Annotated in this window: 13 protein-coding genes and 1 pseudogene; all 14 read right to left on the reverse strand. The window is 29.5% G+C overall.

What is annotated here, in order from left to right:
* Positions 1-3: 3 nt before the first annotated feature.
* The gene (locus ACJDU8_RS04530) at positions 4-1,236 is read right to left on the reverse strand and encodes a site-specific DNA-methyltransferase (protein WP_406790967.1); all 1,233 of its coding nucleotides are present in this window, start codon (positions 1,234-1,236) and stop codon (positions 4-6) included.
* A 15-nt stretch (positions 1,237-1,251) separates the two neighbouring features.
* Entirely contained in the window at positions 1,252-1,416 is a 165-nt protein-coding gene (locus tag ACJDU8_RS04535; RefSeq protein ID WP_406790968.1) for a hypothetical protein, read from the reverse strand.
* A 14-nt stretch (positions 1,417-1,430) separates the two neighbouring features.
* Positions 1,431-2,294, reverse strand: a complete 864-nt coding sequence (locus ACJDU8_RS04540) for a hypothetical protein (protein WP_406790969.1) — start codon at positions 2,292-2,294, stop codon at positions 1,431-1,433.
* A 552-nt stretch (positions 2,295-2,846) separates the two neighbouring features.
* Positions 2,847-4,751: a hypothetical protein gene (locus ACJDU8_RS04545; RefSeq protein ID WP_406790970.1), complete on the reverse strand. Its 1,905-nt coding sequence runs from the start codon at positions 4,749-4,751 to the stop codon at positions 2,847-2,849.
* A 25-nt stretch (positions 4,752-4,776) separates the two neighbouring features.
* Positions 4,777-4,968: a hypothetical protein gene (locus tag ACJDU8_RS04550; protein WP_406790971.1), complete on the reverse strand. Its 192-nt coding sequence runs from the start codon at positions 4,966-4,968 to the stop codon at positions 4,777-4,779.
* 148 nt (positions 4,969-5,116) lie between these two features.
* Complete coding sequence (locus ACJDU8_RS04555) at positions 5,117-8,353, reverse strand: hypothetical protein (RefSeq protein ID WP_406790972.1); 3,237 nt, start codon at positions 8,351-8,353, stop codon at positions 5,117-5,119.
* A gap of 81 nt (positions 8,354-8,434) precedes the next feature.
* Positions 8,435-9,340, reverse strand: coding sequence for a ParB N-terminal domain-containing protein (locus tag ACJDU8_RS04560; RefSeq protein WP_406791105.1), 906 nt, complete (start codon positions 9,338-9,340; stop codon positions 8,435-8,437).
* Between the two features lie 5 nt (positions 9,341-9,345).
* Complete coding sequence (locus ACJDU8_RS04565; RefSeq protein WP_406790973.1) at positions 9,346-10,350, reverse strand: DUF262 domain-containing protein; 1,005 nt, start codon at positions 10,348-10,350, stop codon at positions 9,346-9,348.
* 469 nt (positions 10,351-10,819) lie between these two features.
* Positions 10,820-11,785, reverse strand: a complete 966-nt coding sequence (locus ACJDU8_RS04570) for an AlbA family DNA-binding domain-containing protein (protein WP_406790974.1) — start codon at positions 11,783-11,785, stop codon at positions 10,820-10,822.
* Positions 11,786-11,887: 102 nt separating this feature from the next.
* Positions 11,888-12,361: a DUF6650 family protein gene (locus ACJDU8_RS04575; RefSeq protein ID WP_406790975.1), complete on the reverse strand. Its 474-nt coding sequence runs from the start codon at positions 12,359-12,361 to the stop codon at positions 11,888-11,890.
* Between the two features lie 51 nt (positions 12,362-12,412).
* Positions 12,413-12,634: pseudogene (locus tag ACJDU8_RS04580) on the reverse strand (YdbC family protein).
* A 4-nt stretch (positions 12,635-12,638) separates the two neighbouring features.
* The gene (locus ACJDU8_RS04585; RefSeq protein ID WP_406790976.1) at positions 12,639-13,373 is read right to left on the reverse strand and encodes an ImmA/IrrE family metallo-endopeptidase; all 735 of its coding nucleotides are present in this window, start codon (positions 13,371-13,373) and stop codon (positions 12,639-12,641) included.
* A 22-nt stretch (positions 13,374-13,395) separates the two neighbouring features.
* Positions 13,396-15,027 carry a restriction endonuclease subunit S gene (locus ACJDU8_RS04590; RefSeq protein WP_406790977.1) on the reverse strand — a complete coding sequence of 544 codons (1,632 nt, stop codon included), beginning with the start codon at positions 15,025-15,027 and terminating at the stop codon, positions 13,396-13,398.
* Positions 15,024-16,451: a class I SAM-dependent DNA methyltransferase gene (locus ACJDU8_RS04595; RefSeq protein ID WP_406790978.1), complete on the reverse strand. Its 1,428-nt coding sequence runs from the start codon at positions 16,449-16,451 to the stop codon at positions 15,024-15,026. Before ACJDU8_RS04595 ends, ACJDU8_RS04590 begins: the two co-directional genes overlap by 4 nt.
* Positions 16,452-16,462: the final 11 nt, after the last annotated feature.

The raw sequence follows: 16,462 nt of genomic DNA on the forward strand, positions 1-16,462 counted from the left end.
CATTTATGATAATTCATTATATGTATACTTATTTCCATCTCTTTCTATAATTACATCATCTCCATTTATTCCATCTTTATAATTAATCCATCTCTCGATTATTACCTGACAATACTTAGGATCAAGTTCTGAACCATAGCAAATTCTACCTGCATTATCTGCTGCAATTAATGTAGTACCACTACCAAGAAAAGTATCCAAAACAATATCCCCATACATACTTGAATTCTTAATAATATACTCAATAAGGGCAACTGGCTTCATAGTTGGATGAACATCATTAGCCCTTGGTCTATCAAAATTCCATATGGTACTCTGCTTTCTATCACCATTCCAGTAATGACTACCTGTAGGCTTCCATCCAAAAAGTGCTGGTTCATGCTGCCATTGATAGGACTGTCTTCCCATTACGAATGTATTCTTTACCCATATACAGCATTGGGAAAGTTTAAATCCTGAATCAACAAATGCTTTCCTGAATATTAATCCCTTGGCATCTGCATGGAACACATAAAAACTTGCCCCGTCATCTGATATTTCATAAATCCTCTTAAATGCCCCAAGCAGAAATTTATAAAATTCTTCATCATCAAGATTATCATTTTGAATAGTTAGGGCATCTTCTGTTTTTCCCACATAACCTATTCCATAAGGAGGATCTGTTACAGTAAGTTTTGCCTTCTTGCCACCCATTAATTTATTCATATCTTCAGCTTTTGCCGCATCTCCACAAATCAATCTATGTTTTCCAAGAAGAATAATGTCTCCTGTATTAATTACAGTTTCCTCTGGTACTTCGGGAATTTGTTCTTCCTCCTGTCCAGTTTCTTCCTTTATATATTCATCCCATAATTTTTCAGCTTCACTCATATCAAAACCTGTAAGCTCAATATCATAATTTTCTTCTTTGAGTTCATCTAACAAATGAGCCAATGCTGACATATCCCATTCACCTGTGATTTTATTTAATGCAACATTTAAAGCTTTTTCCTTAGTTTTATCAATATCAATAACAACACAGTCCACTTCATCATAGCCAAGTTGTTCCAATACCTTTGCCCTTTGATGTCCCCCAACAATTGTCATATCATTATTTACAATTATAGGCTCACAATATCCAAATTCAATAATGCTATTTTTTATTTTCTGATACTCAGCATCACCAGTTTTTAGGTCTTTACGTGGATTGTATTCTGCATGAATAAGATCATCTATTTTTATCCTTTTAAATTCCAATGTAATTCTCCTTTACTATATTTCAATTTTATATTTCCTCCAGTCACCAAATTTTGTTATAGGAATCTTCACACCTATTACTTGAAAATCTTCATATATTTCTACATAGACATAATTTTCGTCCTGAAATAAAACGCTAAATTGTACTATTTTAATAACCTCCAATAAAAATAAGAGCATCTAATAAGATACTCCTATCTAATAGCTTTTAATGGTGGATAATATTTTTCCATACTCTTCTCACCGTTTTCATTTGTTTTTAATGTATACATACAATTACCTAAGCCCATTTCATAAATCATATAATCATCAACTTTTTTCTTGGCCTCCTTATTTTTTGTAATTTGAAGCATAGTTGATTCGGTACAAATTTCAAAATAAGGCATACCATTTCTGTTGCTTTTCCACTCGTCCTCTTCTCTGGCATCTTCTATTCCCCACCAAAGTAAACTATAATAATATGGATAATAATCATCTTCGCAGTAATCAAAATCCTCCTTAACATTCTTTGAAGCTGTAACTTTATTAATTCCAATCAGTGAACAAAAATCATTGAAGGATATATTCTCTATAAGTTTACAGCACTCCTTGAGCCTATCATCTAATGAAATAAATAATTCTTCTATATATTCCACATTTTTACCACACATATCAGTCTTTTCCTTAAGATACATTAAATCATCATATTCCTTATTTGTTATTTGTTCTGCATTTAATATTTCATTTCCAGATAATCCTAGTTTCTTTCTTATATCAATAAGATTTTTATTATATATTTCTGACCATTCATGCTTTAGCTCCTTCCAACCTTTAAGTTCATCATTAAGGAAATAATAAGTTCTTTTAATCCACGCTATATTATTCTTAGCTTCTGCTTCAGTATTTATCTTATTGTATATAGCATAATAAGCTGTCATATATTCCGGGCTTAATTGTTGTAAAACCTCTCTTTCATGTTTATCCAGATTCTTATAGGTGAAAATAATTTTAGATAATAGTTTATTTCCTATATTGCTTTTAATTTCTTCTGTAATATTTGATTTTAAATTATTATACATAATATGAATCCTCCTTAATCCTAAATAAAAGCTGCCTACTCTTATTGAATAGACAGGTATAGTAACTATACTGTGTTTTATATTCTTTACTCTTTTATTGATTTTTTATTTGATTATCTTCCGTATAATCTCTTAATCTTCAACTAAATACTCTTCTTTTCTTTGATCCAACATTGCAATTATTGTTCTAACCTCAAGCAAGGATTATTGGTCGTTCCTTACGTCACTCCCATAATCCTGCTTTCCGTAAGAGCCACTAATTACAACGCTACCGCCAAAGAAAAGAAGCAAAAGAAAGCGGTTTATATTATATTTTATTATTTTCATTGACATTAGTACTAAACATATGTTATATTGTAATTAGGTTAATAGGTAGCTTTTTAAAAACACTGTCAGGTGGCTTGTTTGCTATGTTTGCAGTTGTTTTTTATGTTTTTTTATCCAAGCTTCCTATGTTATAATATATATAGGGAATTTGTAATTTTTTTTATATGAAAGAGCTGAAAATCCTTATATATCAATAGTTATAGTCCTCTATAATTTCTTACCTTCCTATTCTTGAATAATCTTAATAATTAATTCATTATCTTTTGTATAACAATTTAGTTGTTTTAAATCTGTCTTTTCTAGTATCCTTTTCTTTAATTCACTTACATCTCTAATAGATAGCATATTAGCCATCCATCTAAGTTTTATTTTTAAATCTGATTTGTACTTTTTAACAATCTTTTCTTTTTTATCTTTTTTATATTCCCATTTTTCATTATCATAAATCCCTGATCTTATGTCCTTTATCAAATCAACTACATGGTCTCTCTTAAATTTCTTCTTTCCTGATTCTATAATATTAATATTATGTAGCTGCAATTTAACAGTATCAATAGAATTACATACATTACTTACAATATAAAAATTACCTTTAGGTTCCTTATTTCTTGCTACACGTTTCATAGCTTGATAAAAATAAGATGTCATTTCATCTTCCATTAATTTGGTAAGTTCTTTAACTTTGAACTCGCATTGATATTTTTTGCCATTTGAGATAAAAATCTCATCATCAGTTAATTGTACTTTTGTCCAATATTCGTATAAAAACACATAATAGGCAAAGTTCATTCGTGGTGTTTGAATTATAAAACAGTGATCAAAATCTTTCCAATCATTTCTGCCCTTCATATCTTTAAAGTTAGTGAATTTTATATTATATCCTTCTATTTCTTTATCAGTAAAAAACTCTTCCTTCAGTGCTTTACATTCTTTATCATTTGTAATTACAAGAACTTTATTATTCTCAGAAACATTAGTTTTTATAAATTCAGCTATATTTTCTCTAAATTTTGTTAACTCTTTTTTCTTATTGCTTGTTGATGTATTGGTATATTGGATATTTAAATTACATTGTGAATGATCAATTACCCTCTCTGTATCAACTACATTAAAAAATTCTTTATTTAATACATATAAGGAATGAAACTTTGCTGAAGCATCTAACCATATATTATTCTTTAATTTTAAAAATTGAAAGCTGCTATCATAAGTATATAAATTTCTATTACCATTATTCGAAAGTGATAAAATTACATTTCCATTATATATTTCTTTATTCATTAGCTCAACTGTATCTATAATTTCTATTGCAGCACCCTTGTCTATTTTTATTATTTTATCACGATTTAAATCTTTTAATAATTGATTATCAAACGAATCTATTTGTTTTCTTAAATAATTAATAGATTCATTCAATACCTTTTCTGGTGGATTTTTAAAATTATCCTGAATAACATTTATTTTATGCATCTGATTTTTATACTTAGCATTTTCTTTTGATTGATTAATCCAATTTATTCTGTTAGCAATCAAATCTAATAAAGGTTTTGATATATCAGTCCATTGTATGTTCAATTCTTTATTTTGAGTTTCAATAAAAAGTGTCTTAATTAACTCGAATTTATATTCATTAAATTCACAAAATGAGTTGTCAACATTGTCAATTTGCTCATCAATAATAAGTGTATTAAAATTTAATTCAATCGCTTCTCTAAATTTTTCATGAATTATATTTTTGGGGCTACATAAATTTATATACATAGCATGAGTAATGACAACTACTACTTTTTCTATACATTTTTTATAATTGTTAGTGCAATGTTCCTTATATTTTTCATCTTTAAGTACAGTTTCTTTTGTTGTATAAGCTAATGCTACATTTGCATTAACCTTTTCGTTTATAGATTTTGCTATTTTTGCACATTCTTCAGCAAATTTACTAACAAAAACAAATCTCGTATCACCACTAAATAATTTATCTTTATCCTCTTCAAAATAGTCAGCAATTGCTGAAGCAGCTCCTGTTGTTTTCCCTCTGCTTGTTTCAAGAGAATTCACTAGGAAGTTTTTACTTTTACCATTTATTACTTCCCATTTTAATTTTTCTAAATCATTGTCTACCTTGATCATCTTACGTATGCTCACCTACTTTTTTCTATTTACTTAAAAGTTTTTTATAAATAGGATATTTACCCATAGTTTCTCTTAACTTGGGTGAATCATTAAAAATGTAAATTTGTCTATTTGAATCCTTTAAATCCGCCTTTTCAGTTACTTTTCCAGATCCATTAAACATAAGCCATCCAGCCATTCTTTCCTGCAATATTACAATTGTTTCATTCCCCATGACATTTGCCTCCATTTTCACACTTTTGTTAAGCAAGTATATTTTTTATTTTTTCCATTATCGCTTACTCCACAAAAGTGGGTCTGGAAGACTTACACTTGGTGAACAAGCACGATAGTGCGAAGTGAACCTAGTGTAAGCTTGCCCACTATATTGCTATTTCCGTTGTTGTTAACTTTAAACTCTTCTTACTCTTTGCTATATCAACTAATATTTCAAATTTAATATTTTTACATTTCAATAAACTATACTGATTAATTTGTACCCAATCCTCAAAAACTTCTAGCATATATTTTTCTTCCTTTAATAAAATGACCTTATTATCAATTACCTTAGCATCAAAATAAATATGCCCATTATTCTTAAGCTCCGATTGAATTAATTCTATAACCCCACTATCTAATACCCTTGCTCTTATATCACTTTTTACATCTATTACCTTTAACCTCTTCTTCCCCTCCAAATGCAGAGCTTTGACTATATTACTATTGTTTATAGCCTCCACTTTTATTTTCTTATATTTTTCATAAAGGTAAGATATTTCTCCATCTTCTGCTTTCTTATAAAGATACCTGTCGGCTTCTATCTTATTATTTAGGTAATAAAACACCGGATAAAATAAATTAATAATAAAATCCTCAGTGCAGTTTTTCATGTTTCCAATGGCATTGGCTATAGTGGCAAGATTATACTTACCTAGTATTTCATCAACCTTAACAATATATTTGGCATCCACTTCCTTATACTTCTTGTACTTTTCAGATTTAAAATATGCTTTGGTTACTTTATATTCATCCTCTTCCCATTGGCTCCAGGAAGCATTTTCTATCATTTCGTCTCTATGCTTAGTTTCTTTTATTTCCTTTTTGTAACATTCACTATTAATGTTTTTTCTTTCTTCCGTATAATCTTTATACATTTTTTCTATTTCTTCTACACATAAATTGTATTCTGACTGGATATAATCTCCATTTATTAATTTTTTCTGTATTAAATCAGCTTTATTATCAAATCTATGTGTGATATTATTTATCTCATTTAATAATTTATTTTCTATAATATTTGTAATTTTATCTAAAAGCCCAAAGGTATACTGATAATGATTTATATCTACATTTTCTTTATTTTCTTTATACTGTAAGAACCAGGCCTTCCTGCTGTATCTATCATTTATTATTTTCATATCAGCTTTACTAGGAAAATACAGAGTTTTAGGGGCATCTATACTTACCATGGCATTGTATAAAACTATATATATGTCCTTCTCATTTTCATAAAATCTCTGCTTAACGAGTTCCCTGTGCTGTTCACTTGCTTTATAAGTTGTAAGCCATTCTCCGCTTTCCAATTTTTCATTTACATAAGTTTTTTTATCTTCAGCTTCATCGATCCCCGAATACAGCACAAATTTTTCATTAACGGTATCATAATAGTCATAGGTCCGCTGACTATCAGAATTAATACTGGCACTCTTTAAAGCAATACTGCCGATTAAGTTTCCCGAAGCCCTATAGGTTGCTAAAAATTTATTTTCAAAATTATATTCCATAAGCTCCTTATGTCCATCATCAGTATTTATGAAATACTTACCATCCTGTGGAATTAATACAGCATTTCTTATAATATCTGAATCTATAACAGTGCAGGCATCTCCATCTGTGTCAGCTGAACTCATTAAAGCCAGAATGTCGCTTTTCTGGTTAAAATAAATCAGTTCCCTGCAATGGCTTAAATAGTTGTCCAGAAAAGCATTCCTAACAAATTTAACATTATGGATCTCACTATAGGCGCACAAGGGATTTCTAGCAATAGTTCTTACATCACCATCATTACAGTCACAACTGAAGAACTCTCCCTCTTTAAGACCATTATCCTTCTGCTTTCTATACATTGCATAATTCATATAGGAAATAGGATCTACCGCTATATACTTATATTTAGCTTTAGCCGTAACCTTTCCACAGGCAAGTTCTCTGCACTTCTTCTCAATAAGTCTGGCTAAATTATTTTTAACAAACTTTAGATGTATAAATTCCTCTGATATATTAAGAAGCTCTTCACATTTAGTAACCACATTATTACTAACAGCTTTAATTCCTTCCTGAAACTCTTCACTTTCTCCATCATCGTTTTTAATAATATTTTTGAAGAATAGCCTTATAGCATCTATATTAATTATCCATTCTTCTTTATCACTGGCCTTATCAAAAGGTTTTAATATTTTTCTATAAGTTCTAACATCCTCTTTTATTAAATCTATATAATCCTTTTTACTTAGAGCCAGTGCAGTAAGCAATTGATAATTTAATTTCCTGTATTCCTCAATATCCGCATCTCTTTTATTTATCTTTGTAACATATAATTTCACGATAATATTCTTATATTTTTTATCTACCTTAGAAAGTCTCATCTTATATGTTTCCATATTTTCATCACTTTCAATTTTATAATACTTTGCCAGCTTAACCATTGATTCATTTAAAAGCATTGTATTATCGGTAACTTCCTGCCATTCATTCCACATATCTTTTAAATAAAATTTATCATTTTCCTTCTTACAAAACTCTGTATCTTTTTTATAGAAAATATCCAAATATTTTAAAATATCAAACTTGCTAATCATACCTTTTATTCCAATACCATATCCCCTGATGACGGCAAACTCTACATCATAATTAATATCTAATTCTTTTTTTATCTGTCTAAAAACTTCAGGTGTTGCAATAGCTCCTCCATCAAAAACATCAATATTATCATCAAAATGGTAATCTATTAAATTATAATTTGTCCTCTCTTTGTCTTCACCATTTTTATCTTTAACCTTTTCAGTAAACTTCTCTACAGTTTTATAGTCCTTTATTAAATGAAATTTAGGCTGGGGTAATACAATAATATTCGGCATATCTCCTGCCATATAACAGCTGCTGACCCCTAGAGAAAGTCTGCTTAAAATATCCTTATTAATACAAATTTCTGCCTTACTCTCTTCAATATCCTTAAATTTACCTAGAGATATTAAATCTTCAAATTCCTTAGCAAAATCACAGAAATCTTCCCTTACAAATATAGTTTCACATTTACCCTGTTCCTCTTTTTTCATTCCCCCGGTAGTTGCAAACCATGCATAATACTTTTTATCATCAAATGTCAATCCATCATTCCATTCTTCTTTTGCTTTGCCTTCTGAAGCTGGAAGCATCACTTTTATTATTTCCTCTATTAATTGTCCATCTTCTAATTTTTCATTTTTATAGCATTCATATGCAAAGATAAGGAAGCTTTCCGTTAAAGTTATTATATTTTCTTCCAGATTCGTAGATGTGATTATACTATCTTTTACATTTTTTCTTCCAAAACTATAAATCTTAATTTGCCTTTGCTTCATCTATGTTACCCCCCATAAATTGTAAGAGCTCTGATGAATAACTGAATTAAGTCTAGACCAGCTCCTATTTTTTTGCATATGTTACAATATAATATCCTTGATTTTATTTATTGTGGTTTCCAGTTCATCTATAGAATCAAGGACTTTATCTTCATCATCCTCATCCATCAATTCAAAAGTATCCTCCAATTCAATATATTTATTGATACCCTGTATAAATTGTTTAATACTAAGTTGAAACTCTTCAATAATTGAGTCCTTATTTACCTTTGATGCATCACTAACTCCATTCTCTACAGCCTTTAATTCTTTTTTTGCTAATTTAATAGCTTCCTTTGCAGTTATTTCCTTCTTGACTACTTTATTTTTTAAATCATCTGAAATTTTATTTAGAGAGTCGGATTTCATTATATTTTTAGCACCTGTAACAGATGTATTTAATACCTCAGTTAAAAATTCAGCATTATTTTTTTCTCCTTCCCTTTTTAATTTGTCAATTTCCTTTATTACAGATTTAGCTTTTTCATAGGTTTTTCCTGAACCAATTCCTACTTTGTGGGCTACAATATCTCTAACTCTTCCTTCTTCCTGAGTGGGAACCTTTTCCCTAACTGCTTGAGCTTTATCATTGTTTTGAGTTGAAATTCTTCTTTGGTCTGCCTTTTTCTTTTCAAGTTCTTCCCACAGTATAGCTTCCTGACCTTTCTGGTAAGTAGTTTTTTCCCTTGCTTCATTTTCAAGGAGTAACCTCTCAAGTTCTTCATCAGGATTTTGAAAATTTACTCTTTCATAAGGTATTTCTTTAATATTTAATAATAGACATGCAGCATATCTTCTGTGGCCGCTTACTATTACATTATCTTGAGAAATAACTAAGGACTTAATAAACTTACTTTCATTTATCTTATTTGCTAATTCCTTTATGTCCTCTTCTCCATAAATTTCCCTGTTACGAGGGTGTGGTTTTAATAAATTTATATCTATCATGTTACTCAATTTAGTTCCCCCTTTGTTTCATACTTAATTAAGCTTTCACACATTAGCTCCAATCTTTTATTTACCTTTTCTTTATTGGTTGTATTACGGTTACAATAGGAAGCATATTTCCATTTGGTATTATAATTTTTTATAATGTAGTTAGCCCATTCTGTAAATTTGTCAAATGGAATTTGTGAATCTTCTGATGTCTTTAAGGCCATAGCAAACATTGGTATGTTTATCTTTTTAATCAATTTGTTTTTTTCCTTAAATGCATTATTCAATTTAACAAATAAATTTTTACATAATTCTAATTCCTCTTCTTTATAAGTTTTTCTATATGATTGCACAAATTTTAAAACATCCTCATTTCCAAACTTAACAAACTTATAACCCGTTGTAAGCATCAAGGTTTGCAATACACAGCTTTGATCCTCGGACTTTCTAAGTTGGGCTTTTGAGAAAGATGCCTTTTCCTTAAAAAACTCTAATTTAAGAACTTCGTCAACAAAATCTATTAAGTCCTTTCCCAGTCTTACTCTCGTTTTTTGATCTTTAGTTAACGCTGTTCCATTGTTTAGCCTATAAAATATTTCCTCTATTTCGTCATCCGTACAATCTTTAAATATATACATTAATAAATTTACATCTTCTAATTCTTGTTTTACATCTTCAGGTAATTCAGAAAACCTTAAACCACCAATGTTGTATTCAACCCCATTAATATTTACCTCTGGAACATTATCACCCAAACTCCATTCATCTTTTACATAGCTTGCCAGGACTGTGAGTCTCTGTTTACCGTCTAATATTGAATAATCACTGCCTTCTTCAATTGCATCAATTGCATATATAGGTGGTATAGGATAATCACTCAATAAGCTGTGTATTAGTAAATCTTTTTGTTCATCTGTCCACTGCTCTTCTTTTCTTTGCATTGGATGATTAAAAAGAATTCTATTTCCTTGTATATCTTTCATTAGTTTTTTAACAGTCCTGGACACACTAAATTTTTTCATAATTGTAAATCCCCCATTTAATTTTATCTTTATTACGTTTAATCAATTTCTAATTATCTGGATTTTCATACAAAACAAAAAATTCCGCTAACTCAATACAAAATTTGTGAAACCACAATAAACCCTTCACTTTATGCGGGGCTTATGGCTTTGTATCAAATTAACGGAATTAAAATATATTCCCATAAGTAGTTCTCCTTTCAATCTTTTAACATAGAAAACAGACTGAAAGTAAGAGCCATAATTATCATTATTTAGTTGTTATATATAATATAAATTTCCAGCCTATTTTCTATGTAGATTGTAGGATTTACTACAACATTAATCTTTATATTGCAATTAACTACAATAAAAATTGTTTTAAATAGGCATAACATGAAATTATAGTATCATATGTAATATATTTTGTCAAATATTCCTGAAGAATTTTTAAAAAAACACCAGATACTAATGTAACTGGTGCTGAACTCTATTTACTAAACATTTTTTTTAAGGAAAATTTTCTGTTATTATCATTCTCTTTTTTTGCTTTTAATTGTACCTTCCATAAAAAATCTCCTTTTGCAAAAACAAACCCATCCTCGATTATAGTTCTATACTCATTTTCATTTGTATCATATAATTTTAACTGAAATATAAATCTTTCATCAGTTATCCCATATTCACTCAAGCCAAGTTTTGAACAATCTGTTGATGAAAATCCTACAAATAATTCACCAAATTTTTCTTCCATCGGAGTAAAATTTAATTTAAAATCAGCTCCAATAATTTTATCATCAAATCCATAAACAAGATGTCTAGTTAGCTGTTGTCCATTACAGTTGAACACTATTAATTCTCCAGATATAATTACAATTGGTAATTTTGTATAATTTCTCATAGTAATGCTTATTCTTGCACATCCTTCATTAGGATACTCTGCCGATAAGACTTCTTGCATAAATCTCAATTCGAATCTCTCTTTTAACGAATAAAAAATATCAAAATCATTTCTAACCGCATTAACATTATTAGCACCTTTTCTTATATAACATTGTCCAATATGCAAACCCTGTTTTTGCTTTTTTACCATATAAGGCCTTTCATTATTTTGTCCATATATTTTAAAAATTCCAATAAGTTTGCTTTCATACCCAAAAGGAATATAATCAAATTTTATTTCAGGCTCAATATTATCCATAATTATTTGCTGATATACAGATACATCCACAAATTGTTCATCAGATATTCCTATTACATCCTTATCCCCACTGGGATTATATTTTATTCCAATAACTATGTATTTATCCCCTTCATAATGAGCATTTGCCATTGACATTATATCCTTTATTAAATCAGAGTATTTATCTTTATTATATTGTTTAGCTTTAAAATCTAAAAAATCAGATTCATATCCACTTTGAATTAAATTCATCAATAATTCTTTATCTAACACCTCTTATTTACAACTCCGTCCTATTAATCATACCTTTAAGTTTCTCCGGTTTTTCTACATATAAAGTAAGTCTTTTCGCTATTTTATCATATATAGTACCCACTATTCTGGAATGATTGTTGCAAGTTCCTCTTCAACGTCAAGTCCATATGCTGATGCTATTTGAGTAATCATCGAGCCAAATGTACCCCTCATTTCTCCTAAAGCAGATGCAAACGTCCAACTTGCCCAATGTCCCCACTCTCCACCATGTACGATTATATCTTCATTTCTTTCATCGCATTTAGAAAGAAATTTATTGCAAGATTTACGCATTGCAGATACATAAGCATACAAGTGTGATTTTTTATTAATATTAGGCATTTCACTAGTAAGAAAATTTCTGATTTCGATTACTGAATCAACGCAATGTGATGGCACTTCCATTTCACTTGGCACATATAACACTCTTTTTACTTCCAGATAAATAATTATTTTTTTAGCAACACTTCGTTCAGTTTCCTGTGGATTCCATGAGATTCCAAATATGGGACAGCTTAATCCTGTAATTCTATTCAAAATTTCATTAAACTTCATATTGCTCCAGCCTCCATGAATTTAGTAATAACGCTCCTGATGTTTTTTCACCTATAAATTCATACCATTTAATAAATCTCTAAGCTTCTTCAATTCTTCTACAGTAGGTGTTACTGCTCTACCCATCTTCTTATGTTCCAAATCTCAATCTCTTAAATCATATTTTGGTTCTCTTCCATTCCAAGAAATTAGATTTAATTCTTTCTTCTAGCCTTTTCTTGATTCTAGAAGAACTCAAGTTGTTTCTCTGATTCCAAATTTAATGTCTGCCATTTATTTAGGGCTCCTCTTCCCTCAGTAAATTTAATTGGAGTAATCTTATTCGAGTGGCCTCTTTAGATACATTAAAAACACTTGTAAGTTTACTAATCACACATCTATAATTGCTAATATTCCACAACTGAGAATCCCTATATAAATATGTTTTATTATTAATTCCAATTAGAACTAATGTATTTAAAAATTCTTTTGTAAAAGTTTTTTTAGGCATTAATAATGCACCACCTAAATAATTTGCCTGCCACTCCATTCTTTTATCATTTGCAATATTATCTTGACAATCTCCATTGGACTTTTCATTAAATATGTCTTCTGAATCTGATATTACTGGTTTATATAAATCTTGTAAAAAAACATCTCTATGTAAAATCCAATGTGAAGCCTCATGAGCACAAGTAAATCGAAACCTACCTATTTCTTTATTATTATCACTTAATTCACTGTCAACTACAACAGATGGTTCAGAAATATTTAAGTACTTTTTGGTACTTTTAGAAGCATTGTAGATTATGATTTTGGCTGGCTTAAAAACCATATATCCTAATGTTTCTCCATCCTGAGAAATAGGTAAAAACTTCAACTCAAGTTTCAGATGTCTTTCTATAAAATCATTAATCATTGTTTGGCTTGGTATTCTAATTAAACTCGAATTATATGCCTCCAAATGGTTTTCTGCTATTTCTTCAAGCTTATCCTTACTACGATATGGAAAAATACTATCTTTATAAGTCATCTTTGATACCTCTACATACTATTTAATTCTTCTTTACCCTTCTCGCGGCTATTTGAAACTCATGGTCTAAACCCGAATACTCATCCATGTTAGCTTTAATTTTTAATTTTTTAAATGATTTCATTTCTATCTCTGAAAGTTTTAGCACTTCAGCTATTTTTTCGACAATTACTTTTTCTGGCTTCACAAGCCCCTCTTCAATCTTTGTATATTCAGATGATTTTACACCTTCAAGTAATTTTAACATATCTGTTACTGTTATACCTTTATCTTTTCTTTTCTGCTTTATAAATTCTCCAAGTGATATTTCAACATCTGCTTCACCAGTATCTTTAAATGCTTGCTGTAAAAGTGCCTGCATTAGAAGTTCGCTATCTCTTCTAGATTGTTCCATATTTTTTTCAAGTTCATTACATAATGACATAAGCTGATTCACTTTTTGTATTATAAGTTTTTGCTCATTTAATGGAGGTAATGGAAACATAATCTTTTTTAATTTATCGGTATTTATATTTGGAAAAGCACTACCCACTTTAGAATTATTAATAAAAATATAGAGCTGTTTGATAAATAACTCTAAATATTTTTCATGGATTCCCTTAGAAAACAATCTAATTACTCCTAATCCATCGTAAATATATCCGTCTATACCTGTTATGCAACTTTTCCCTGCTGTTGAACCACTTACAGCGATAATTATCTCATTATTCCTTACATAAGTGCTTTTTAAAGAACCTTCTAATGTTAAATATTCTCGTGTTTTGTATAAAATATTACCTTTCGAAAAATTTGTTATATCACTTATTGTTATCCAATGATAGCTTGTTTCAGCTTCTGAAAAGTATCGTCTATCTCCTTTAGGTCTTGGAGAAGAACCCCTCAAGATTGATGTCACTTCCCCTAATCTTACCCATCCCCATCCCTTAGGCAACTCAAAAGGAATTCCATCTTCCGTAATAGGTGGCAGTGGCTCTTCTTTTTTCAGTTTCCTCTCTTTTATAAGTTTTTTCTTTTCCTCTTTTATTTTCTGCAAAAGCACACTCGCTGATTCATCATTTGGGTCTTGTGGTACAAGTTTACCTTGAACTGCTTCTTGAAGGATGGATTGACGAAGTTTAAAAATTTTCTCTTCTTGATAAATTATTTCATTATTAAATTCACCTAACTCTACGTTTATCAATTTCATTTTATTTAAGAGTATAATTTGTTGTTCTAAAGATAAACCTGGAATATCTATTTCACATAAATCATTATATCTTAATGCAGACCTAACTCCACCTCTATCCCCATACCATTTAATCAGATTAAGTCCTAAAGAACTTTTTAAATAATAATAAAGAAATTCTGCATTTAACTTTTCAGTTGTTTTAAAAACAATGTATGCTGGACTAACTAATCCAATAAATTTTTTTGGTGCTAATCCCAAAGAACCCACATTCACTCTATAAGGATTATACGCAAATTCATTTTCTTTTAATATTAAATAATTACTTAAATCATCACTTGCTTGATTACCTGTTATCGTTATACCTTCCTTATTAGTTACTCCATAAACCGTTAAATCATCTTGCTTATAATCAGTGTCTTTCAGTTTTATATTTATTCTTGTTATATATTTTTTTAATTTTTGGGTAGGAAACGATAACTGTATCATTGATTTATCATCTCCTTCAATTTTTCTAATATTGTTATAGATTTTTGCATACTATTTTCTAACACATCTATAATCTGTAATGAAGATTTAAACTCTTCTTCGATTAAAATATTAGGGTTTTTAATATCCAAATTATAATTTCTATTCTTAATATCTTCTACACTAACTTTCCAAGCATAATCATTTTCTACCCTGTTATTCCACCACTTTTTTTCTAAATCAAATTCTTCAATTCTTACTGGTTTAGTTTTTGTATAATTTTTATATTTCTCAGGTAGTGGATGTTTATAATACCAGATTTCTTTTGTTGGCTTACCTTTTTCAAAAAATAGAAGATTTGTATTTATTCCTGTATATGGTGCAAACACTCCATTAGGAAGTCTTACAATAGTATGTAAATTAAATTCCTCAAGTAACTTTGCTTTTATTGTAGTTTTAACTCCTTCACCAAATAAAAATCCATCTGGAAGCACAATAGCTGCTCTACCTTCATCTTTTAACATATACATAAGTAGTACCATGAATAGGTCTGCGGTTTCTTTAGTTTGAAATTGCTGAGGAAAGTTTACTTGAACTCCATCTTCCTCTATGCCGCCAAAAGGAGGATTGGTGAGGATTATGTCAACCTTGTCCTTTGGTTTATAATCTCTTACATTTTTAGTTAAGGAATTGTCATGTCTTATTTTTGGTTCATCTATATCATGTAGTATTAAATTTGTCACTGCTAACATATGTGGGAGTGGTTTTTTCTCTATGCCAATTATGGATTCTTGAAGAATTCTTTCATCTTCAACATTTTTTATTTGTTTTCTTAAATGCTCTAAGGCACAGACAAGAAATCCTCCTGTTCCACAGGCAAAATCAAGGACTTTTTCACCTAAGATAGGATTAACCATGTCCACCATAAACTGTGTTACTACTCTTGGAGTATAGTACTCTCCTGAGTTTCCTGCACTTTGCAAATCCTTTAGAATGCTTTCATATATATCATTGAATAAATGTCTGTCTTCTCCTGTTGTAAAATCTATTTCATTAAGCTTATTTATAACTTGTCTCATTAAAGTTCCAGATTTCATATAGTTATAGGAATCTTCAAATAGTGCTTTTACAATCATTGTTTTTGTGTTACTATTTTCATCTACAGTTATTTCTTTTAATTCTTTAAATAACTTATTGTTTACAAATTCTAAAAGTTCATCTCCTGTGATTCCCTCATCATTTTCTGCCCAATCTCTCCATCTTAAACCTTTTGGAATAATTGGAACATAATCATTACTCATAACTTCCCAATCTTGCTCTTTTGCATCAAATACTTTTAGAAATAACATCCAAACAAGCTGAGATATTCTTTGAGCATCTCCATCTACCCCCGCATCTTGACGCATTATATCTTGTACTGATTTAACTATTGCTGTAACTGACATCTTTAGTATCT

The organism is Candidatus Clostridium eludens (assembly GCF_045310515.1).
Lineage (GTDB): Bacteria > Bacillota > Clostridia > Clostridiales > Clostridiaceae > Clostridium_B > Clostridium_B eludens.